The organism is Arthrobacter sp. AQ5-05 (assembly GCF_003287975.1).
Classification (GTDB): domain Bacteria; phylum Actinomycetota; class Actinomycetes; order Actinomycetales; family Micrococcaceae; genus Paeniglutamicibacter.
Window position 1 is genome coordinate 85,721 of sequence record NZ_QMKQ01000011.1, and the last position, 19,434, is coordinate 105,154.

At 67.6% G+C, this 19,434-nt stretch carries 22 protein-coding genes; 7 read left to right on the top strand and 15 right to left on the bottom strand.

Features of this window, described 5'->3' with window-relative positions; genetic code table 11:
• The first annotated feature begins 134 nt into the window (after positions 1–134).
• Positions 135–1,601, top strand: a complete 1,467-nt coding sequence (locus DQ353_RS11405) for an NCS2 family permease (protein WP_113762872.1) — start codon at positions 135–137, stop codon at positions 1,599–1,601.
• A 98-nt stretch (positions 1,602–1,699) separates the two neighbouring features.
• On the opposite strand, the gene DQ353_RS11410 is transcribed toward DQ353_RS11405, so the two are convergent.
• The 5 genes from DQ353_RS11410 to DQ353_RS11430 all read right to left on the bottom strand — a co-directional run bounded on the left by DQ353_RS11410 (position 1,700) and on the right by DQ353_RS11430 (position 5,461).
• Entirely contained in the window at positions 1,700–2,839 is a 1,140-nt protein-coding gene (locus DQ353_RS11410; RefSeq protein ID WP_113762873.1) for a methyltransferase, read from the bottom strand.
• Positions 2,840–2,975: 136 nt separating this feature from the next.
• Entirely contained in the window at positions 2,976–3,812 is an 837-nt protein-coding gene (locus tag DQ353_RS11415) for a spermidine synthase (RefSeq protein WP_113762874.1), read from the bottom strand.
• 34 nt (positions 3,813–3,846) lie between these two features.
• The gene (locus tag DQ353_RS11420) at positions 3,847–4,368 is read right to left on the bottom strand and encodes a GNAT family N-acetyltransferase (protein ID WP_113762875.1); all 522 of its coding nucleotides are present in this window, start codon (positions 4,366–4,368) and stop codon (positions 3,847–3,849) included.
• 92 nt (positions 4,369–4,460) lie between these two features.
• Positions 4,461–5,150 carry an O-methyltransferase gene (locus DQ353_RS11425; RefSeq protein ID WP_113762876.1) on the bottom strand — a complete coding sequence of 230 codons (690 nt, stop codon included), beginning with the start codon at positions 5,148–5,150 and terminating at the stop codon, positions 4,461–4,463.
• A 5-nt stretch (positions 5,151–5,155) separates the two neighbouring features.
• Positions 5,156–5,461: a thiamine-binding protein gene (locus tag DQ353_RS11430; RefSeq protein ID WP_071214581.1), complete on the bottom strand. Its 306-nt coding sequence runs from the start codon at positions 5,459–5,461 to the stop codon at positions 5,156–5,158.
• Positions 5,462–5,610: 149 nt separating this feature from the next.
• Here DQ353_RS11430 and DQ353_RS11435 point away from each other — a divergent pair, with 149 nt between their 5' ends.
• A complete protein-coding gene (locus DQ353_RS11435) occupies positions 5,611–6,045 on the top strand; it encodes a hypothetical protein (RefSeq protein ID WP_146755238.1) in 435 nt (144 codons plus the stop codon).
• Here the strand turns inward: DQ353_RS11435 and DQ353_RS11440 are convergent.
• From DQ353_RS11440 to DQ353_RS11460, 5 genes are all read right to left on the bottom strand, one after another.
• Complete coding sequence (locus DQ353_RS11440; RefSeq protein WP_113762878.1) at positions 6,042–6,356, bottom strand: AzlD domain-containing protein; 315 nt, start codon at positions 6,354–6,356, stop codon at positions 6,042–6,044. The two genes, DQ353_RS11435 and DQ353_RS11440, sit on opposite strands and share 4 nt — an antisense overlap.
• Positions 6,353–7,063, bottom strand: coding sequence for an AzlC family ABC transporter permease (locus DQ353_RS11445; protein ID WP_113762879.1), 711 nt, complete (start codon positions 7,061–7,063; stop codon positions 6,353–6,355). The genes DQ353_RS11440 and DQ353_RS11445 overlap by 4 nt, the downstream gene beginning before the upstream one ends.
• An 80-nt stretch (positions 7,064–7,143) precedes the next feature.
• Positions 7,144–7,365 carry an alanine-tRNA synthetase second additional domain-containing protein gene (locus DQ353_RS11450; protein WP_113762880.1) on the bottom strand — a complete coding sequence of 74 codons (222 nt, stop codon included), beginning with the start codon at positions 7,363–7,365 and terminating at the stop codon, positions 7,144–7,146.
• Between the two features lie 117 nt (positions 7,366–7,482).
• On the bottom strand, positions 7,483–7,731 hold the full coding sequence (locus DQ353_RS11455) for an alanyl-tRNA editing protein (RefSeq protein WP_113762881.1): 249 nt from the start codon (positions 7,729–7,731) through the stop codon (positions 7,483–7,485).
• A 10-nt stretch (positions 7,732–7,741) separates the two neighbouring features.
• Entirely contained in the window at positions 7,742–8,623 is an 882-nt protein-coding gene (locus DQ353_RS11460; RefSeq protein WP_113762882.1) for a glycerophosphodiester phosphodiesterase, read from the bottom strand.
• A gap of 114 nt (positions 8,624–8,737) precedes the next feature.
• On the opposite strand from DQ353_RS11460, the gene DQ353_RS11465 reads away from it, so the two are divergent.
• Positions 8,738–10,009: a DUF445 domain-containing protein gene (locus tag DQ353_RS11465; protein ID WP_113762883.1), complete on the top strand. Its 1,272-nt coding sequence runs from the start codon at positions 8,738–8,740 to the stop codon at positions 10,007–10,009.
• On the opposite strand, the gene DQ353_RS11470 is transcribed toward DQ353_RS11465, so the two are convergent.
• Positions 10,006–10,827: a hypothetical protein gene (locus DQ353_RS11470; protein ID WP_113762884.1), complete on the bottom strand. Its 822-nt coding sequence runs from the start codon at positions 10,825–10,827 to the stop codon at positions 10,006–10,008. The two genes, DQ353_RS11465 and DQ353_RS11470, sit on opposite strands and share 4 nt — an antisense overlap.
• A 344-nt stretch (positions 10,828–11,171) precedes the next feature.
• On the opposite strand from DQ353_RS11470, the gene DQ353_RS22585 reads away from it, so the two are divergent.
• Entirely contained in the window at positions 11,172–11,414 is a 243-nt protein-coding gene (locus tag DQ353_RS22585) for a hypothetical protein (protein WP_353616691.1), read from the top strand.
• Positions 11,415–11,525: 111 nt separating this feature from the next.
• Here the strand turns inward: DQ353_RS22585 and DQ353_RS11480 are convergent, their stop codons facing one another.
• Entirely contained in the window at positions 11,526–11,984 is a 459-nt protein-coding gene (locus DQ353_RS11480; protein ID WP_113762885.1) for a DUF2871 family protein, read from the bottom strand.
• Between the two features lie 169 nt (positions 11,985–12,153).
• A complete protein-coding gene (locus tag DQ353_RS11485; protein WP_113762886.1) occupies positions 12,154–12,780 on the bottom strand; it encodes an alpha/beta hydrolase in 627 nt (208 codons plus the stop codon).
• Between the two features lie 72 nt (positions 12,781–12,852).
• On the opposite strand from DQ353_RS11485, the gene DQ353_RS11490 reads away from it, so the two are divergent.
• From DQ353_RS11490 to DQ353_RS11500, 3 genes are all read left to right on the top strand, one after another.
• Positions 12,853–13,428 (top strand): Lrp/AsnC family transcriptional regulator, encoded by a 576-nt coding sequence (locus tag DQ353_RS11490; RefSeq protein ID WP_113762887.1) that lies wholly within the window; start codon positions 12,853–12,855, stop codon positions 13,426–13,428.
• A 142-nt stretch (positions 13,429–13,570) separates the two neighbouring features.
• Positions 13,571–14,650 (top strand): histidinol-phosphate transaminase, encoded by a 1,080-nt coding sequence (hisC, locus tag DQ353_RS11495; RefSeq protein WP_113762888.1) that lies wholly within the window; start codon positions 13,571–13,573, stop codon positions 14,648–14,650.
• Complete coding sequence (locus DQ353_RS11500) at positions 14,643–16,076, top strand: amino acid permease (RefSeq protein ID WP_286166775.1); 1,434 nt, start codon at positions 14,643–14,645, stop codon at positions 16,074–16,076. Before hisC ends, DQ353_RS11500 begins: the two co-directional genes overlap by 8 nt.
• Positions 16,077–16,159: 83 nt before the next feature.
• On the opposite strand, the gene DQ353_RS11505 is transcribed toward DQ353_RS11500, so the two are convergent.
• Both DQ353_RS11505 and DQ353_RS11510 read right to left on the bottom strand, forming a co-directional pair.
• Positions 16,160–17,389, bottom strand: a complete 1,230-nt coding sequence (locus DQ353_RS11505) for an endonuclease/exonuclease/phosphatase family protein (protein ID WP_113762919.1) — start codon at positions 17,387–17,389, stop codon at positions 16,160–16,162.
• Between the two features lie 136 nt (positions 17,390–17,525).
• The gene (locus DQ353_RS11510) at positions 17,526–19,187 is read right to left on the bottom strand and encodes a thiamine pyrophosphate-binding protein (protein ID WP_113762889.1); all 1,662 of its coding nucleotides are present in this window, start codon (positions 19,185–19,187) and stop codon (positions 17,526–17,528) included.
• Positions 19,188–19,434: the final 247 nt, after the last annotated feature.

Consider the following 19,434-nt stretch of genomic DNA (forward strand, 5'->3'; position numbering starts at 1 on the left):
CGGGCTTCCCCCGTACGAGGTCCCGTGCTTCCATTGTTCACCACAGTGTGACGTGGGTCTATCTGTTGCCGAGCGTGGCGCATTTCTCCCTTGTTTTTTCGCCTAGCGGCGTAAAGTCGAACTATAATTCCCCCATGCCCTCACAGGAAAACTCCCTCCTCGAAAAGACGAAAGTTTCGCGTCTGGACCGTTACTTCAAGGTCACCGAACGCGGCTCCAACTACTCCAGAGAAATCCGTGGCGGCTTCGCCACGTTCTTTGCCATGAGCTACATCGTGGTGCTGAACCCGCTGATCCTTGCGGGCGCGGATTCCAACGGCGACTCCCTGGGCTCGGCCCGGGTCGCCGCCGCAACGGCCCTGGTGGCCGGCATCATGACGATCCTGATGGGGGCCTGGGCCAAGCACCCCTTCGCCATGGCCACCGGGTTGGGCGTAAACGCCTTCATCGCCGTGACAGTGGCAACCAACCCCGGACTCACGTGGCCCGACGTCATGGGCCTTGTCATCTTTTCGGGCCTGACCATGCTGGTGCTGGTGCTCACCGGCTTCCGCACCGCGGTGTTCAACGCCGTGCCCTCGAGCCTCAAGTCCGCCATCGTGGTGGGCATCGGCATGTTCATTGCGCTGATCGGCCTGGTCAACGCCGGCTTCGTGCGCCGCATCCCGGATGCCGCCGGAACCACCGTCCCGGTCGGCCTGGGCTTCGAGGGCACGCTGGTCGGTTGGCCCATCCTGGTGTTCATCGTGGGCCTGCTGCTGACCATCGCGCTGGTGGTGCGCAAGGCCAAGGGCGCCATCCTCATCGGCATCATCGTCTCCGCCGTCCTGGCAAACATCCTCGAGGCCGTCTTCAAGATCGGCCCGTCCTTCGACGGCACCACCTCCAACCCGCAGGGCTGGTCGCTGGTGGCCCCCTCGATGCCGAATTGGGCGCTCCCGGATCTGTCGCTGATCGGCCAGGCCAACATCTTCGGCGCCTTCCAGAACCTCGGCGTGACCGCGGCCCTGCTGCTGGCCTTCGTCATCCTGCTCTCGATCTTCTTCGATGCCATGGGCACCATGGTGGGCCTGGCCAACGAGGCCGGCTCCGTCGACAAGGACGGGAACATCCCGGACGTGGACAAGGTGCTGCTGGTCGACGCCATGGGTGCCGTCGTGGGCGGCGGGGCCTCGGCGTCCTCCAGCCAGATCTACGTGGAATCCGGAGCCGGCATCGGCGAGGGCGCCCGCACCGGCCTGGCCTCCATCGTCACCGGTGTGCTGTTCCTGGCCGCGATGTTCCTGACCCCGCTGATCCACCTGGTGCCGTTCGAGGCGGTCGCCCCGGCCCTGGTGGTCGTCGGCTTCATGATGATCTCGCACGTCTCGAAGATCGACTGGAACGACTGGGGCGTGGCCATCCCCGCGTTCCTGACCTTCGTGCTGATGCCGTTCACCTACTCGATCGCCAACGGCATCGGTGCAGGATTTGTCACCTTCGTGTTCATCCGCGCCATCCAGGGCCGCGCCCGCGAGGTGCACCCGCTGATGTGGGCAGTTGCCGGGGCCTTCGTGCTCTTCTTCGGCATCGGCGTCATCGAACAGGCAATGGGCGTCTAGCCCGCGGCATCGAACACCGCACGCACGTGAGCGGGCCGCTTGGAGGGAATCCTCCCCGCGGCCCGCTCCTTTTTGTGTCCCCCGTTGTGTAGGCGCGGCTACCTGGCCTCGAGCTTCCACAGCGAGGTGACCTCGGCCGAGCGTTCGGCGTGGAACGGGTCGGTGGGATCGGCGGCCCGGCCGTGCGACGGGACGGTGTCATCGCGCCCGCACACCACCAGCCCGGCATCCTCGATCCACCCCAGCAGCTGCTCCCGGGTGCGCAACCCCAGGCGCTCGGCCAAGTCGGAAATGACCAGCCAGCCCTGGCCGCCCTCGGAAAGGTGCGCCGGCAGGCCCCTGAGGAACGCGCGCAGCATGGCCGACTTCGGGTCGTAGACCGCGTAGTCCAGCAGCGTCTGCGGGGTCCCGGGCAGCCACGGCGGGTTGCACACCACCACGTCCGCCTTCCCCGGCGGGAACATGTCCTGCACGATGGCCCGCGCGCCGCCGGACAGGCCCAGCTCTTCGAGGGTGGCGTTGGCGCAGTCCACGGCCCGGGCCTGCGAGTCGGTGCCGATTACCTCGACGACGCCGCGTTGGGCCAGGATCGCGGCAAGCACCCCGGTCCCGGTGCCGATGTCGAAGGCCCGCGAGGTGCCCGGAAGCCGGGCGCGCGCCACCAGGTCCAGGTATTCCCCGCGCACCGGGGCGAAGGTGCCGTAGTGCGGGTGGATCTTCGCATCGAGTGCCGGAACGTGCAGCCCGGTGGCCCGCCACTGCTGGGCGCCGATGGCCCCGAGCAGTTCCTGCAGGGGCACCACGGTGGATTCGGCGACCGGGCCGAAGGCGTTGAGCCAGGCCTCGGAGACGTCGGGGGCGCGGCGCAGCGGGACCACTGGTCCCGGCTCCACCGGGACCAGCAGCATCGAGAGCACCCGCGCGCGCTGCGTGCGCGCCTGGCGGTACCTGTAGAAGCGCTCGGCGGTGGTGGGCACCGCGGCGTTGCGCTTGGCCTTGGCCTTCGAACCGTCCGGGATGCGCCGGGCGATCGCCCCGAGCAGTTGGCGGGCGTTGTGGTAGTCGCCGGTGAAGAGCATGCCGGTGCCCGCCGCGGCCAGCCGGTACGCCTCGTCCGCGCCCAGCGCGTCATCGACCGTGACAATGCGCGGGGGCGGGGGCGCGTCGTTGGCCGAGGACCAGCGAGCACTGCGCTCCTGCCCCTGAAGGGTGAAGGAAATCGTTGCCGGGTTATTCATCGCGGTGCGTGGCGCTCCTGCTCAAGTTGGGTGGGTCGTGCGGTGAAACCGGTTCCGCTGCGGTTCTGTCGCGGAACCCAAGCCTATAGCGGCCGGCCGGCGGGCACCGGTTTCCGGGCCGGCGGGCGGTGCCGTCCTAGACCGCGGTGGAGTGGCGCGCGAAGTTGCGCACCGTGGCATCGTCCCAGTGCTGGGCCGGGACTCCGCCGCCGAGCAGTTCGCGGATGAAGCCGGCGCCGGCGGGGATCGGCGCGTTGGAGCCGGCGATGATGACGTTTCCGTGGCGCCTGCCCTTGAGCATGGTCGGGTCCGCGACGATGGCCACGTGCTTGAAGACCGCACCGATCGTGGCCGCCTCCCGCCGGGCGTTTTCCAGTGCCGGGGTGTCCCCGCAATTGACGATGTACAGCCCGTCGGCATCGAGCACGCGGGCAGCGTGCGCGGTGAAGGCCAGGGTGGTCAGGTCCTTCGGCGTCTGGTCCCCGGCAAAGACGTCGCGGATGAGAAGGTCGCGGGTGGCGTCGGTGAGCGTGGCCAGCACTGCCCCGGCCTCCCCCACCCGGATCCGCAGCAACGGTGCGCGCGGAAGATCGAACCAGGCGCGCACCAAGGCGGCAAGCTTGCCGTCCAGTTCAACGACAAGCTGGCGGGCGTTGGGGTAGGTCTCCGAGGCCCAGCGGGCCATCGAGCAGGCGCCGCCACCCAGGTGCAGGACCCTCAGCTTGCGCCCCGCCGATTCGATCTCCGAGGGGACAAAGCGCGAACGGATCAGGGCCGCGATCCAGCGCATGTACTCGAAGTCCAGGTGACCGGGGTCGGCCAGATCCACGTGCGAGGAGGGGACATCGTTGATGCGCAGCAGCCAGCCGGTGGGCGAGTACGGGTCCCGCTCCAGTTCCGCGGTGCCGGTGTCGATGGGGTAGATGCCCTCGAGCGGGCCGTCCTGCGGTGCGGCCAGGGTGGTTGGCGCCATCGGCACGTTGTTCCGCCCGCCCTTGCTCCTGCCCTTAGCCACGGTTGGCACCACGGCGGACCATGCGCACCTCGTTGAGTCCTGCCCAGTCCTCGACCAATGCCTCGACGCGGCCATCGGCGACGAAACCGTGCTTCTCATAGAACCCGCGGGCACGCGGGTTGTGCTCAAGCACCCAGAGCACCGCGTCGCGGTCCCCCAGCACCTGGAACATCAGGCGTTCGCCCAGTCCGGTGCCATGGTGCGACGTCAGGACGTAGTGGACCTGCAGTTCGATGTCGACCTTCGTGTCCGCGTCGTCGTCCGCCGCGGGCCCGCCGCCGGCAACGCCAACGATGTCACCGGATGCGCTGGTGGCGATCCACAGCTCGGCGCCCTGGGCCAGGCCGCGGGTCCACCAGTCGGCCTGCTGTTCCAGGGAGGCGCGGGCGTTGGCGAAGAAGGAGGCGGGCCGTTGGCTGCCATAGGCTTCTTCCCAGGATGCGAGCTTCATTTCGAGGGCTGCGGGAATGTCTTCGGGCACGGCAAGTCGGATGGTGCAGGGATCGGTAGTCACAGGGGCAAGCTTATGCGCTTGGCGGCCCCGGCGGCGAAAGGAGCGGGCACCCCGAAGCAGCCCCTCCCCGCGGCGGTTGTTGGCCGGGCTTCCTAGCGGATGACGGCCAGGGCAAAGCCGTCCCAGCCCTTGGCCCCGACGGTCTGCAGTGCCGTGGCGTCGAGCCGCGGGTTGGAGCCGAGCACGTCGATCCCCTGCCGCACGCCGTTGACCATGCGCCCGGCCTCGGAGAGCGGATCCCCGGGCCGAAGCACCGCGCCCTCGCGCACCACGTTGTCCACCACGATGACACTTCCGCTGCGGCCCAGCGCGATGGCCAGGTCGATGTAGTGGCCGTTGTTTTCCTTGTCAGCGTCGATGAAGATCAGGTCAAAGGGTTCCCCACCCTCGGCCAGCAGGGCGTCGAGGGTGTCCAGGGCCGCGCCGATGCGGATGTCCACCCGCTCTTCGACCCCGCACGCGGCAAGGTTGTCTGCGGCCACCCGGGCGTGCAACGGCTCGTACTCGCAGGTGGTCACGTGCCCGTCGGGGCCGACCCCGCGGGCCAGCCAGGTCGTGGAATACCCGCCCAGGGTGCCGATTTCCAGCACCCGTCTGGCGCCGGCGATCTGGGCCAGCAGCATCAGGAACTTGCCCTGCATCTCACTGACCTCGATGTGCGGCAACCCGGCGGCGTGCGCACGTTCGCGCGCCTTCGCCATTTCCGGTTCCGGGGCGAGAAGTTTTTCCGCCAGGTACTTGTCGACGTCGGCCGGGCCGGGCACGGCAGCTGGGATATCCATGGTTGCTACTCCTGTGAGTTGATGGCCTTTTCCAGTCGCTCGATCTTTCCGGTCAACTCACCGGTGTAGCCGGGGCGGATGTCTGCCTTGAGCACCAGGGATACCCGGGAACCATAGGCGGCAACGGCCTCGGTGGCCCGCTTGACGACGTCCATGACCTCATCCCATTCGCCTTCGAGTTCCGTGAACATCGAGGAGGTGGAGTTGGGCAGGCCGGAGTCACGGACGACCTTGACGGCGGCGGCCACGGCTTCGTGGACCGACCCGTCGGTGTTGTCGGTGCTGGGGGCGACAGAGAAGGCAACAATCATGCTTCCACTGTGCCACCGCGGCACCGACATGTCACTTGCCGGCGCCGGAAACACGACATACAAGGAGATTCGTTGGTGTTTTCCTTGCCAAGTGCCAAGGGCTCTGAAAGGCTCAAGCCAATCCGGCAAATACTTGGGAGACGGTAGACGTGGGGTCATTGGTGCGGATCGGCGCGGCCGCGGTGCTGCTCTGTGCGCTGGGCGGCTGCTCGACCGTGCCCCTTGCCTCGTCGCGGGCGTCCCCGTCCGACACACTGGAGAACCTCATGGAGCTGGTTCCCGGCGAGGCCCAGGTGCTGATGGGCATGGGGTCGGCGGACCGGGCCAAGGTCAAGGCAACTGCAAAGCTGGGGCGCTACGAGGGAACCCGGCTGACGTTGATGGCCGTGTGCGCCGGGTCCGGGACGCTGCATCTGGAACTGGAACACAGCAACGTGTTGGCGGTTCCATGCGACCGGAAGGTTGCCACGGTGGACGTCTTCGTCACCGGCACGGCTCGTCCCGGCTTCGTGTCAATCGCCCTGGAGCCGGGCAACACCTATTCGACACTGGTTTTTGCCAGTGCCCCGGGGCAACGTTTCTAGCCCCAACCCAGGTAACGCGCCAGGGCGGCGGCCCCGGCGCCGACGACGACCACCACGAGGAACGGTGCGCGCAACAGCAGTGCGACGCCGGCGGCAACCAGGGCCGCCAACCGCGCATCGAATGCCACCGCGGTTCCGCTGGCCACAGTGTTGACGATGGTCAGCGACGCCAGCAGGCCAATGGTCAAGGTTCCCGCGGCACGGGTCATCTTCTCGTTTTCAAGGATCTTCTCCGGGACCAGGTAGCCCAGGAGCTTGATGCCGTACGCTGCCGCGCAGCCGGCAAAGATCCACCACCACATTTCGCTCATTCGGAATCCTCCCGTGTTGCGCGCGGCTCGACATCCGGCTCAAGCCCCTCCGTTGCCGGCCCCCGCCCGAAGTAGCCCCAGACGCCCGCGACGAGGGCCGCCACGAGGATCGGGACACCCGGCGGGACCAGCGGGATCGCCAGGACCGTGGCCAACGCACACACCGTGGCGATGGCAATCGGTTCGGCCGATTTCAGGCGGGGCCACAGCAGCCCCAGGAACGCCGCCACCGCGGCGCCGTCAAGGCCCCAGGCCTTGGGGTCGCCCAGTGCGTCGCCAAGCAGGGCCCCGGCGACGGTGAAGATATTCCACAAGACGTAAACGCCGATCCCCGCGACCCAGAAACCGCGTTTCTGTTCGGCGGGGTCGCTCTGTCCGGCGGCGGTGGCCGTGGATTCGTCGATGGTCACCTGCGCGGCCAGCAGTTTTTTCAGTCCGCGCGGCCTGAGCATGGCCTTGATCTGCATGCCGTAGACGGCATTCCTTACGCCAAGGAGCGTGGCCGCGCCAAAGGCCGCCCCCGGGGAACCGCCGCCGGCGATCACGCCGATGAAGGCGAATTGCGAGCCCCCGGTGAACATCAACAGGCTCAGCGCCATGACCTGCCACAGGTTCAACCCGGCGGCAACGCCCAGCGCGCCGTAGGAAATCGCATAGAGGCCCGTGGCAACCGCAATGGATGCACCGATCTTGGTTGCTGGAGTCATGAGGGGTGGCACGGCATCAAGCTTAGCCATCGCCGATGCCGCTGTGTGCATCGTGGCCTGCGGTTGTCTCGGGCCCGGGCTTAGGCGTGTGTTGCCTCGTGGCGAACCTTCAGTGCCCGCGCTTGCAGTGCCCGCGCTTGATCTTGGCATCCAGCATCCGGGCATCCCTTCAAGGCGCCCAGGTCGCTGGCATGGGTTCCGCCGCACGGCTCCGCGTTGACTCCGGCGATCGCCACGGTGCGGATCCCGTGTGTGTCGATGTTGCTGGTGACCGGCGCCTTGGTGTCGGCCAGGTCCTGCATCCGGGCCTTGATCTCGTCGATGACCGCGGCACGGGTGTCCGGGTCGCCGAGGTCTTCGGTGACCGGTTCGGGGTGGAAGTCCAGGCGGGCCTGGCCGGGGAAATGGCTGTGCCCGCTTTACCGCCGGCCCCGCTCGTCGCCCAGGAACCCGACCAGGTGGCCGGCGGTGTGGAGTGCCGCATGCAGCAGGCGTGTTTGCGGATCCACGGCGGCGTGCACCGTGGTCCCGAGCCCGGGCAGTCCCGCGCCGGTCAGGACCACCAGGCCGTTCTCGTGGCGGGCAACCGTGACTTCACGGCCACCGGCGGTGGCGTCGGTCTCGAAGAGGTGGGCGTCCGAAAAATATGCGTTTGCCTGTGCCTCCACGATTGCGGGTCTACGCCTCGGTTCCCGGGCGCTCGCCCAGTCCGAGATGTTCCTTGATGGCCGCGGGAACGTTGCTGGTGAGTTGGGCGACCCCGCGGCCCACGAGGTAGCTGGCGTCCCGCGGGTCATCGACCGTCCACACCCGGAATACCGCTCCGCGGGCCAGCCACGCATCGGTCAGCTGCGGGTGTTTGCGCATGTAGGCCACGCCCGGGCCGGCCAGCTGCGGCACCCCGGAACTGAGCAGGTCGGCCCCCGCGGTCATGGCCTGGGCCAGCACTGCCGCGACGCCTGCCCTGTCGGTTTCCCCGGCCTTGACCAGTTCATCGATCCATTCCTCGTCAACCTCGGTGACCAGTTGGCAGACGTGTTCCGGGGACACCCGTTCCATCAGGTAGCGCACCGAGTTCGGGTCGAAGCTCATGAATGAGACATGGATGTCGCCCAGCATCGAGGTCCCCGCGTCCCAGCCCAGGGCCGACAGCTCCTCGAACATCGCCTCCTCCAGCCGCCTGCCGAAGGGGCTTGGATGCTTGATCTCCACGGCCAGTCCGATGGGACGGCCGGCGTCCCGCAGGAGCCCGACGAGTTCGCCCAGTGTCACCAATTGTTCGTGCAGGCCCCCGTAGGCCGCCGGGATCGCCGGGTTCTTCCAGGATGAGAAATCCAGGGCCTTCAGTTCGGCCAGGGTCTTCTCGCCGACCCGCCCGCTGGAGTCCGAGGTCCTATCGACGGTCGGGTCGTGGTGGCACACCACAAAGCCGTCCGAGCTCAGGTGGATGTCGCATTCGATGCCGTCGGCCCCGTCGACCAGGGCCTGCATGTAGGCGGCACGCGTATTTTCCGCATAGGCCTTTGACGAACCGCGGTGGGCGAAGACAAGGGTTCTCATGCCTTTCACGCTACCGCCGGGCACGGCATACGTGCCGCTTCCCGCGCCTGTGGCTTCGTGAACTATCGTTGGAACCCTGTCCCACCCGCACGCCCAGGCCAAGGGAGCCGCCCCATGACATCGACCGGATTCGGCCTTGCCGCAGCAAGCGATGCCGCCAAGGCGGTCGCGCTGCGCAAGATGAAACGCTTGGCCACGTCCCTGCTGGTGGTCTTTGCCGTGGTCTTTGCCGTGGCCTTCGCGCTGCAGCACAGCTACCCGTGGCTGGAGTATGTGCGGGCGGCGGCCGAGGGCGGGATGGTTGGCGCATTGGCCGACTGGTTCGCTGTCACCGCCCTGTTCAAGCACCCCATGGGGCTCAAGATCCCGCACACCGCGATCATCCCGCGCAAGAAGGACCAGATCGGCGAGAGCCTGGGCCGGTTCGTGCAGGAAAACTTCCTCTCCAGGGAGGTCGTGGACGCCAAGCTGCAGCAATTCGATGTCTCGCACAGCGTCGGGACGTGGCTGGCCAAGGACGAAGCGGCCACCCGGGTGGCCCAGGAGGTTTCCACGGTGGCCCGGGCGGTGCTGGAGGTCCTGGACGACCGCGACATCCTGGCCCTGCTGGAATCCCTGGCCAAGAAACACATGCTCGCACCCGAATGGTCCTCGACCCTGGGGCGGATCATGGCGCGCGTGGTTGCCGACGGGCACCACAAGCCCGCGGTGGACCTGCTGGCCGAACGCGCCGAGCAGTGGGTGACAGGCAACCGGGTCATGATCGTGTCCCTGGTCGCCGAGCGTTCCCCCTCCTGGGTCCCGGCGGTGGTCGACACCTTGCTGGGCGAGAAGCTCCACCGCGAACTGCACAAGTTCGTCCGTGCCGTGCGCGAGGACCCGCACCACCCGATGCGGCTGAGCATCGATGCGTGGCTGGAAAAGTTCGCCACCGACATGCAGGACGACGACGAAATGATCGCCAAGGTCGAGGCCCTGAAGCATTCGGTGCTGGGGGATGCGCAATTGCGTGATCTGGCGGCCACCAGCTGGTCCTCGATCAAGGCCGGCCTGATCGACGCGATGGAAAACCCGGAATCGGAGTTGCGCCGGTCAATGATCGCGGCGATCCGCGACCTCGGCGCCCGGCTGCGCGACGACACGCAGCTCGCGGCGAAGGTCAACGGGTGGGTGGGCAACGCCGTGGGCTACGTCGTTGAAAACTACCGCGGGCAAATCACGTCGCTGATCACCGAGACCGTGGCCCGCTGGGACGGGCGGGAAACCAGCGAAAAGATCGAGTTGCAGGTGGGCAGGGACCTCCAGTTCATCCGCATCAACGGCACGGTCGTGGGCTCCCTGGCGGGCCTGGCCATCTTCACGGTGGCCAACGCGCTGTTGCGCTAGGGCGTCCCGCCGGGCTCCAGGCTTGTTCCGCGCCGCAGGCGTTCGGCCTCGATGCCCGCCTCGACCTCGGCCATGGCTTCGCGCCGTTCGCCCTCGCTGACCAGTTGCCCGGGAATGGTGGTCGGCAGGGTGCCGAAGGCCAGGCCTGCCGCCTCGATGACCTTCTTGCCCAGGAATCGGTTGCCGAATCCGCCGACCGCCGCCCCGATGCCGAAGGGAACCATCCGCCCGAGCATCGAAGCACCCTGGGTGGCGAACATCTTCTTCAGGAAGGTCCGCTGCATGGTTCCCTGCAGCGTCGAAACCAGGCTGGAGGGTTTGTTGCTCCCGAACATTGCAGCCCAGCCCTTGACGGGTCCCGCGCCGTGTCCGGCGGCCTGGTGGGTCAGTGCCGAAATCATCGAGCTGCCCTCGTCGCCCAGCAGGATCGCCATGACCAGGAGCCGGGCCTTGTCCGGATCCTCGGTGGTGATGCCGTGAAGTTCTGCCAATGACTGGGCATAGAGGGCGCTGGCCTCGAGAAAAGCCACGGTCGCGGCGGCCGAGAACCCCAGGGCCGCGACGGTCCCCACGCCGGGGATCGCCGCGGTGGCACCCACCGCGGCACCGGAGCCGGTGATGGTGAGCAGGTAGTCGCGCTCGACCAGCTTGGCCAGTTCCGCCGCGCTGCGGCCCGGATTCTTGCGTCGCATCCGCCGCAGGTAGGCCAGGACCAGCGGGCGCTGCACGCCAACGGCCTTCATGATGGCGCCCTGCACCCCGGGTTTGGGCTTGCCGTCCGGGCCGATGACAGTGGAGGTAATGGGGTTCTTTTTCATCCTGCCTCCCACTCTATGGGCACCGGACCGGTCGCTGCACACATGTTTTTCGCTGGGCATAAGCACAAGAGGCCGAAACGGGCGCTTCCCGGCCCGAATCGTGCGTGCTTGGCGAAGCCATGGAACATTTCAAAGTCTTGTTTTAGGTTATGCCTGGTCCACTCGACGCGTCACCCTGGATTCACCATTCCCGAGAGAGGGAATCACCATGAATTTTGCAGAAACGCTTTGGTCGCTAATCGTAGTTTTCCTGTATTTGTCATACCTGGTCGTGATGTTCCAAATTGTCTCCGACCTCTTCCGCGACGCCGCACTCAGCGGCCGGCTGAAGGCCCCTGTGGATCGTGCTTCTCATTGCCCTGCCGGTGTTGACCGCGCGGGTCTACCTGGTGGTGCGGGGTCGCGGCATGGCATTGCGCCAGCAAACTCGCGTCCAGAAGGCGGTGGCAAGCACCGAGGACTACCTCCGGTCGTTGGCCGGTACGCCGGAACCCGTACGGCAGATTCCCGGGGCCAAGGCGTTGTTGGACTCCGGAACTTTTTCGGAAGCCGAATTCGCCGAGCTCAAAGCCAAGGTACTGGCCTAACGGCATTCCCGCATTAGGCCGTTCAACACGGTTCACCACGAACCAGTCGTGGCGCGGCGCCTTCCCGGGGAGGAAGGTGCCGCGCCACGGGCGCAACTGCCGGGTATCCCCTCAGCGACCGGCGGGCGCCGGCGCAACCGGAGCCACGGTCTCGGCCGTCTTCAGCACCGCCCGCAGGGAAACAAACAGCACGACCACGGCAACGGCCAGGGAAATGTGGCCCAGGCCGGCGATCCCGGAGAAGGCCGCGGAGCTTGCATCGGTCCCCAGCACCACCAGGGTGCCCTTGACGAGCATCATGCCTCCGGTCACCGCGACGCCAACGGTCCAGAGCCAGTAGAACCAGGTGAAGGCGCGCGGGGCGGCGGCGGAGATTCCAAAGAGCTTCTCCAACGCCAGCACGATGAGCAGGAACACGAAGCCGAGCACCAGGAGGTGGGTGTGGACCAGCGGCAGCTGGGAGGCCGAGCGGTCCATGAAGTCATTGGCCTTGGTCAGCTCCCGGTAGTACAGGCCCGAGAGGACCCCGGTGATTCCAAAGGCAAAGGCGGTGTACAGCAGGCGCATCATGAGCGTGTTTTTCCTTTCGGCGGTGCCCGGGCAGGCGATGGTTGTACCGGCAGGGCTCGAAGGGCCGGGGCCTTGCCGCATCCCACCACCAACTCTGCCCGGAAACGTTCCCGCCCGGATCAACCATCTGGTTGATCGTGGTCGGCACCCGCGGGAACCACAAGCCTGTTCAGGGCGCCAGGTAGTGCTTGAGGAAGTTGCGCACGTCGCGGCGTTCGTCCGTCCCGAACCCGTGTCCCATCTCCGGGTAGGTGCGAGCGGTCAGCGCCGTGTTTTGGGCCAGCCACCGGTCAGTGTGGTCGATGGCATCCGGGTTGATCACCACGTCGCGCGGGTCCCGACCCCAGAAGCACGGGACCGCCTTCCCGGGTTCGGGGACCGCGTCGGTGAGGTTCAGCAGCTCGTTGGAAAGCACGAAGCCGCTCAGGCCCACGAGGGCCCTGTAGGATCCGGGCCGCAACCGGTGCAGCGTGGTGGCCATGGCCATGCCCTGGGAATGCCCGAGCAGGCTGATCGAGCGGTAGCCACGGGCATGGCGGTCCTGCCAGTCGAAGACCCGCTGCGCGGCGGCTACGACCTGGGCAAAGTCGTTGGCCAGGAAGTAGTCCAACAGGAACCAGCTGCGGTCCCCGCCCACATCCATGGGGCCGCGCAGTGCCACCCCGGTGGCGTGCGGCGGTAGTTCGTCGAACCAGCCCTTCATCCGCTCGGGGTTCGAACCGTACCCGTGCAGCACCACAACCAGGTCGGTGCCTTCACGCTGCGGTGCCGGGCGCGAATAGATTCCCTCATCCATTCCTCCACCGTAACCGGCGCCGGTCCCCGGCCGATTCGCTTCGATGGCGAGCCGCGTCGCATACTGGGGCGCATGAGAATCGATTCCTTGGACGTGTCGCTGATCGAGCTGTTCACCGACATCCCCGGCATCGGGGTCATGGAGTGCTCCAAGCGCCTGGGCGTTGCCCGCGGCACGGTGCAGAACAGGCTGAACCGGCTGCACGAATCCGGGGTCATTACCCGCATAGCCCCGCACATCGATGCCGCAGCCATGGGATACCCGGTCGCCGCGTTCTGCTCGCTGCAGATCCAGCAGAACCTGGGCCAGGACGGCATGGCCGAGAAGCTCGCCCAAATCCCCGAGATCCTTGAGCTGCACACCGTCTCGGGCTCCAGCGACTTCCTGGTGAAGATCGTCGCCCGCTCCACCGCGGACCTGCAGCGGGTGCTCGATGCGATTTCCTCCACCGAGGGCATGGGCCGCTCCTCCTCGTCCATCGTGCTGGAAACGCACTTCGAGAACCGGGCCATCCCGTTGGCCCGGGATGCCGCCGCGCAGAATCCCGAGGTTCCGCCCGAGCCCGGCCGGCGCTCGCGAAACGGCGTACAGCGCAATGGCGGTACGCTGAATGCGGCTAGAAAAAACATTGGACACAATGTCCAGTGATTCACGACACGCAGTGACCCTTGTGTACATGTTGTGCGGTGTTTTGCCGGTCGGTTGACCCGCCGGAGCTTATTTTCGTAGCTTTTGTGAGTCACGTCACCGGCGACGTGCGAACGGCTTGTTTTTCGAAAGGCACCCCTCCATGAGCATTGTCCAGCGCACTTCCCTGCACGCGATCCCCGCCTACAAGCAGGGCGCCACCCCGGGTGCCGGGGAGCGGGCCTTCAAGCTGTCCTCGAACGAGAATCCCTATCCTCCGCTGGGCTCGGTCATCGCCGGCCTTTCATCCGAGCTGGGCGCCATCAACCAGTACCCCAACGCCGCGGCCCCCGAACTGGTCGGCGCCCTGGCCGCACGCCTCGGCGTGGGGCCGGAGACCATCGCCCTGGGCGCCGGGTCCGTGGAGGTTGCCGGGCAGCTGATCCATGCGACCACCAACCCGGGCGACGAGGTCCTCTTCGCTTGGCGTTCCTTCGAGGCCTACCCGATCCTCGCCCACGTGGCCGGGGCGACCCCGGTGATGGTGCCGCTGGACGGGCACGGGGCCCACGACCTGGCCGCCATGGCCGAGGCCATCACCGAGCGGACCGCGCTGGTGTTCATCTGCAACCCCAACAACCCGACCGGCACCGTGGTTGACACCGCCGCGGTGGATGCCTTCATGGCCAAGGTCCCGGCCCGCGTGCTGGTGGTCATCGACGAGGCCTACGTCCACTTCAACACCGCCGGGGATTCGGCCATCGGTCTGGACTTCTTCCGCCGCTATCCCAACGTCGCGGTGCTTCACACCTTCTCCAAGGCCTACGGGCTGGCCGGGCTGCGCATCGGCTACGCCGTGGCGCCACCGGAGGTCGCCGCGAACCTGCGCAAGACCGCGGTCCCGTTCGGTGTCACCGCGCTGGCCCAGCGCGCCGCGGTGCTTTCCCTGGAGCACGAGGACGAGCTGCAGGTGCGCATCGACGAGTTGGTCGCCGCGCGCGAGTCCCTGCTCGCCGTGCTGCGCTCCGCCGGAATCAATGCCACCGATTCCCAGGCCAACTTCATCTGGCTTTCCACCGGGGACGCCACCGAGGCCGTGGATGCGTTGCTGCGCGAGGCAGGCATCTGGGCACGAGCCTTCCCCGGGGACGGGATCCGGATCTCGATCGGCTCGCCCGAGGCCAACGAGGCCATTGCCAAGACCGTCATCTCGGCGCTGGCCGAGGCTCCCGCGAATGCCTAGGACCACCATGACCCCCAAGACAGCGAGCCTGAACACCCGCCAGATCACCATGATGGGCCTTGGCGGCGCCATCGGCGCCGGCCTGTTCATCGGTTCCGGGCAGGCGGTTGCAGTCGCCGGCCCGGGCATCATCCTGGCCTTTGCCCTGGCCGGGTTCCTGGTCATCCTGATCATGAACATGCTCGGAGAAATGGCCGCGGCAAACCCCTCCTCCGGCTCCTTCTCCGTATATGCCACCAAGGCCATGGGCCCGAATGCCGGCGCCATCATCGGATGGCTCTACTGGATCCAGGGCGTCATCGTGATTGCCGCGGAGGCCACGGGCGCCGCGGCCATCATCGGAGGCTGGTTCCCCGGGGTTTCCCAGGGCACCTGGTCTCTGGTCTTCGTTGCGCTGTTGACCACGGTCAACCTGGCCAACGTCGCGCGCTTCGGCCAGTTCGAGTACTGGTTCTCCTTCCTGAAGGTCGCCGCAATAGTGGCGTTCCTGGCCGTCGGCGTCGCCATCATCCTCGGGCTGGTGCCCGGGGTCGCGGCCACCGGCCTGTCCAACCTGGTGGCGCACGACGGCTTCCTGCCCAATGGCGTGGTCGGCCTGTGCGCCGGCTTGCTGATGGTCATCTTCGCCTTCGGCGGCATCGAGATCGTGGCCATTGCCGCGGCCGAAAGCGATGACCCGCGCACCTCCATCCGCAAGGCGGTGCGCGGGGTGCTGTTCCGCGTGCTGGTCTTCTATGTGGGCTCGGCCCTGGTGATGGTCTCGGTGCTGCCCTGGTATTCGCCGGAGCTGGCCGCTTCGCCTTTCGTCGCGGTCCTCACCTTCGCGCACATCCCGTGGATCGACTCGATCATGGCCCTGGTGGTGGTCATTGCCCTGCTCTCGGCCATGAACGCGAACATCTATGCCGCCTCGCGCATGTTGCTTTCGCTCTCCGAGCGCAAGCTCGCCCCTCGGGTCATCCAGGTGCGCAACCGCAGCAACACCCCGTACGTCGCGGTGACCGCCTCGGTGATCCTGTGCACCGTCGCGGTGGCCATGAACTACCTGGCCCCGGACTTGGTCATGCCGATGCTGCTCAACGCCGTGGGTTCCACGCTGCTGGTCACCTGGGGATTCATTGCGCTCTCGCAGGTCATCCTGCGCGTGCGCGCGGACCGGGACCCGGCCATCCACCTGCCGGTGCGGATGCCGCTCTTCCCGTACCTGTCGATCCTGGCGCTGGTGATGCTCGCGGGCATCGTGGTGCTGGCGCTCTTCGACCCCGCCAGCCGCACCCAGCTGCTTGCCACCCTGGGGCTCACGGTGGCGATCGGGGTGCTCAACGCCCTGGCCCAGCGCCGCGCCCGGCGCCTGGCGGCCCCCGGAGCCGAGGTCCAGCCAGTGGAAGCGGCGGATGCGGGGCGTGGCGACCACCGGGTTTCCTGACCCGCAAGGGCCCCGGATGCCGGATGGCCGCCACCTCCCCGCGGGGAAGTGGCGGCCGTCCGTCGCGGCCCGGGATTCCGCGCCTAGTTCCCGAGTGAGACCTCGACCCAGACCAGCCGGTGGTCGCTGCTGGGCGGCGGCCATCCGGATACCAGGTCGGCACCGTCCTGCCCGGCCGCGGGCCAATAGACCCCCGAGCCGCGCACCGGCAGCGTCGCCGAGGGCAGCACGTAGTCCACGCGCAGCACCCCGGCGCTTCCCTGCCCGAAGTCTGCGGTGCCCAGGACGTTGCGCGTGATCCCGGCAAGCCCCCGCACCGGGTCGCCCGCGGCCCGGGGCACGGCGGGCAGCGGATCAACCAGCAGCGGGTTTTCCAGCAGCGCGCGGATGGCTTCCGGGCTGGAATCCCCGGAGCGGGGATCGGCGTTCAGGTCCCCGAGCACCACGAAGTTGCTGCCCGGGGCCAGCGGGCCGCGCTTGCCCGCATCGTCGTAGATGTAGTCCCCGGCACCGCCGAGGTAGTCGTTGATCATCCGGATCTCGTCGTGGTTGCGCGCCTGGTTGCGTTTTTCGGGGCCGTCGAAGACCGGCGGGGTGGGGTGGGCGGCAATCACGTGGACCGTTTGCCCGCCAACCCGAACCGGCACATCCCACATGGACTTGCTGGGCAGGCGCAGCACGCCGCGGACCAATTCGTCGTAGTGCCGGGTCGGCAGCCGGGAAGCGGGCATGTCCTTCCATAGGAACTTCTGGAAGGTGCGCACGTTGGCGGTGTCGATGGGGTACTTCGAATACAGCACCATGCCGTACTGCCCCTCGAAGTCGCCGTAGCCCAGCGCGTCGGCCGGGCCGCCGACGACGCCGTCCCGGTCGAGGTCGGCGCCGCTGGGTATGCCCGTGTTGGATGGAGCAAGGTACATGTACGGGTAGTCGATGGGTGCCTGTCCGCGCTGGGAGCGAGCCAGGTAGTTGTCCCTGAAGCCTTCCTCGGCGGTGCCCTCGGCGTCGTGGTCGAACTCGTTGAGCAGCAACACGTCCGGGGCGTTGCGCTGCACGATCTCGGCGACGGCCTGCGCCTGGGGGTCAACCAACGAATCGAGGTCCAGGGCCAACTGCCCGGGTGCCGGCCGGTTGAGCGAGGCGTTGAAGGTTGCCACCCGCAGCCTTGGACCCACGGTGTCGAAACCTTCGGGGTAGGGCACGGTGGCCGCACTGTCTGGGTGCACGATGCTCGACCTCACTTCGGTCACGGGCCGGGCCTGCGCCGGGACGGCTCCCCCGAGGGCCAACGCGGCCACTGCTGCTGCGGCCATGGCCGTACGGATCAGGTAATGCACCCTCCCACCCTAGGGGCGGAACCTACTTCACGGTAGGTCAATAATTTATCCACTCAACGGTTTTTCTTCCGGCGAAACCCGGCGGTCCCGCCGGGAGCCGCCGGCAACGGGCTCAGCGGCGCACGGCCGCGGACCGGCGGTTGGCCTCGAGGACCTCTTCCATGTAGGGGGCGCGCACCGCCGGGGAGATGCGGCAGTCCACCACAAAGACCCCGCTTGCGCCGGCGGCAACCCAGTCCCGCAGGCCCGAAAGGTCTTCGAGGGTGCGGACCTTGGTGGCCTTGGCACCGAACCCCCGGGCCACTGCTGCGAAGTCGACCTCTGGTATCAGCATGGGCCCCTCGTGCAGCCCGATCGAGCCGTACTGGTGGATCTCGGCCCCGTAGCCGGCATCGTTGTAGATGACGATGATGCCGCTGCGCACCGAGCGGACGACCGATTCCAGATCCGCCAGGCCCATCAGGAAGCCGCCGTCCCCGCTGGCCAGCACGATCGTGGAGTCCGGGGTGGCGGCCCCGGCACCCACTGCGGAGGCCAGGCCGAGGCCGATGCTCTGGTAGGCGGTGCCCACCAGGTGAAGCGCGTGCGGGCCCGGCACCTTCCAGTACATCGGGCCCCAGCCGATGAAGTGCCCGCCGTCCTGCACCACCACGCGGTCCGCCGGCATGATCGAATCCAGTGCCTGGGCAACGGCGCGGGGGTCGAGCAGCCCGTCCGGCGCCGTTGCGTCCCCCCGGGCGTGCTCCCCGGTCCCGGCCAGGCGGTCCCCCGCCAGATCCACCCAGCGCGCACCTGCATCGCGCCGGGCCGCCATCGGCAGCAAGGCGGTCGCAACCGCGGCGGCGTCTGCCCGGATGAATGCATCCACCCGCGGGCTGGTCGCTGCCTCGGCGACATCGACCTGTATCACCTGGGCGCCGTCGTTGAACAGCTCCCCGAAGCGGGTGGTGAACTGGTTCAGGCCAGCCCCGAGCACCAGCACCACGTCGGACTCGTGGATCAGCGCCGCGGTCTCCCGGGAGGAGAAACCGCCGGTGATCCCCAGGTCTCCGTGGCGCCCGGCCAGCAGGTTCGGCGCCAGGACGGTGCTGGAACTCAGCGCTCCCAGGGAATCGGCGAGCGCGGTGATGGCGTCCGCGGCGTTCGCCAGGCGCGCCCCGCGCCCGTAGAGCACCAGCGGGCGCTTGGCGTCGTTCAGGGCGGAGGCGGCCTGGGCGAGCAGCTGCGGTGCGGCCGACGGGTAGCCGGGATCAAGGTTGAAGTCCGCCAGGGTCGGGGCCTGCTCCCCGGCCGCCTCGTCGGAGACGATGTCGTAGGGAATCGAGATGACCACGGCGGTGCGCTCGCGCAGGGCGTGGGCCACTGCCTCGAAGGCAATGGCCATGGGGCGCCGGGCATCGACCACGAAGGTCTTGGCCCCCACGGCGTCGCTGACGGACCCCTGGTCGATGTCCCACGGACGGGCGCCGGTGGTTGGCTGGTCACCGGTGAGAAGCACCATCGGGATCCTGGCCTTGGCGGCCTCGGCCAGCGGGGTGATCGCGTTGCTGAAGCCCGCGCCGTAGGTGGTCGTGGCAACGGCGGGCTTCCCGGTGACACGGAAGTAGGCGTCGGCGGCGGTGACCGCGGCGGATTCGTGGCGCACGGCAGTGAAGCGGAACCCGGTGCGCAATGCGGCGTCAAGGAAATGGGCATTGCCGTTGCCCATGACCCCGAAGATCTCGGAGGTGCAGGTTAAAAGGGCGCGGGAAACGGCAGCAGAAACTGTAGACATTTTTTGTGACTTTCGAATGCAGCAAAAAGAACAACGGCCATATTCGTCTTCGGGCATCGAGCCCGGATTTCGCCCATTTTTAGAGCGACGGCCAGAACTGCAGAATCGTTCCGCCTGACGATGCCACGATATCCGGGCCACTGTGTCCTACGCAACATTGCGACCCCGCAGGACGGGGACAACGGGATCCCCGCCTGGCCGACCCCGGCAGGGCGCGCATCCAACGCACCGTCTCCGGGAGTCTTGG

Coding starts and splice junctions, on each gene's coding strand:
- DQ353_RS11440 (WP_113762878.1), bottom strand. CDS start 6,356: ATGAGCGAAATGTGGTGGTGGATCTTTGCCGGCTGCGCGGCAGCGTAC.
- DQ353_RS11485 (WP_113762886.1), bottom strand. CDS start 12,780: ATGGATGAGGGAATCTATTCGCGCCCGGCACCGCAGCGTGAAGGCACC.
- DQ353_RS11470 (WP_113762884.1), bottom strand. CDS start 10,827: ATGAAAAAGAACCCCATTACCTCCACTGTCATCGGCCCGGACGGCAAG.
- DQ353_RS11430 (WP_071214581.1), bottom strand. CDS start 5,461: ATGATTGTTGCCTTCTCTGTCGCCCCCAGCACCGACAACACCGACGGG.
- DQ353_RS11465 (WP_113762883.1), top strand. CDS start 8,738: ATGACATCGACCGGATTCGGCCTTGCCGCAGCAAGCGATGCCGCCAAG.
- DQ353_RS11505 (WP_113762919.1), bottom strand. CDS start 17,389: ATGGCCGCAGCAGCAGTGGCCGCGTTGGCCCTCGGGGGAGCCGTCCCG.
- DQ353_RS11460 (WP_113762882.1), bottom strand. CDS start 8,623: ATGAGAACCCTTGTCTTCGCCCACCGCGGTTCGTCAAAGGCCTATGCG.
- DQ353_RS11445 (WP_113762879.1), bottom strand. CDS start 7,063: ATGACTCCAGCAACCAAGATCGGTGCATCCATTGCGGTTGCCACGGGC.
- DQ353_RS11450 (WP_113762880.1), bottom strand. CDS start 7,365: ATGCAGGACCTGGCCGACACCAAGGCGCCGGTCACCAGCAACATCGAC.
- DQ353_RS11490 (WP_113762887.1), top strand. CDS start 12,853: ATGAGAATCGATTCCTTGGACGTGTCGCTGATCGAGCTGTTCACCGAC.
- DQ353_RS11425 (WP_113762876.1), bottom strand. CDS start 5,150: ATGGATATCCCAGCTGCCGTGCCCGGCCCGGCCGACGTCGACAAGTAC.
- DQ353_RS11500 (WP_286166775.1), top strand. CDS start 14,643: ATGCCTAGGACCACCATGACCCCCAAGACAGCGAGCCTGAACACCCGC.
- hisC (WP_113762888.1), top strand. CDS start 13,571: ATGAGCATTGTCCAGCGCACTTCCCTGCACGCGATCCCCGCCTACAAG.
- DQ353_RS11405 (WP_113762872.1), top strand. CDS start 135: ATGCCCTCACAGGAAAACTCCCTCCTCGAAAAGACGAAAGTTTCGCGT.
- DQ353_RS11510 (WP_113762889.1), bottom strand. CDS start 19,187: ATGTCTACAGTTTCTGCTGCCGTTTCCCGCGCCCTTTTAACCTGCACC.
- DQ353_RS11415 (WP_113762874.1), bottom strand. CDS start 3,812: ATGGCGCCAACCACCCTGGCCGCACCGCAGGACGGCCCGCTCGAGGGC.
- DQ353_RS11480 (WP_113762885.1), bottom strand. CDS start 11,984: ATGATGCGCCTGCTGTACACCGCCTTTGCCTTTGGAATCACCGGGGTC.
- DQ353_RS11410 (WP_113762873.1), bottom strand. CDS start 2,839: ATGAATAACCCGGCAACGATTTCCTTCACCCTTCAGGGGCAGGAGCGC.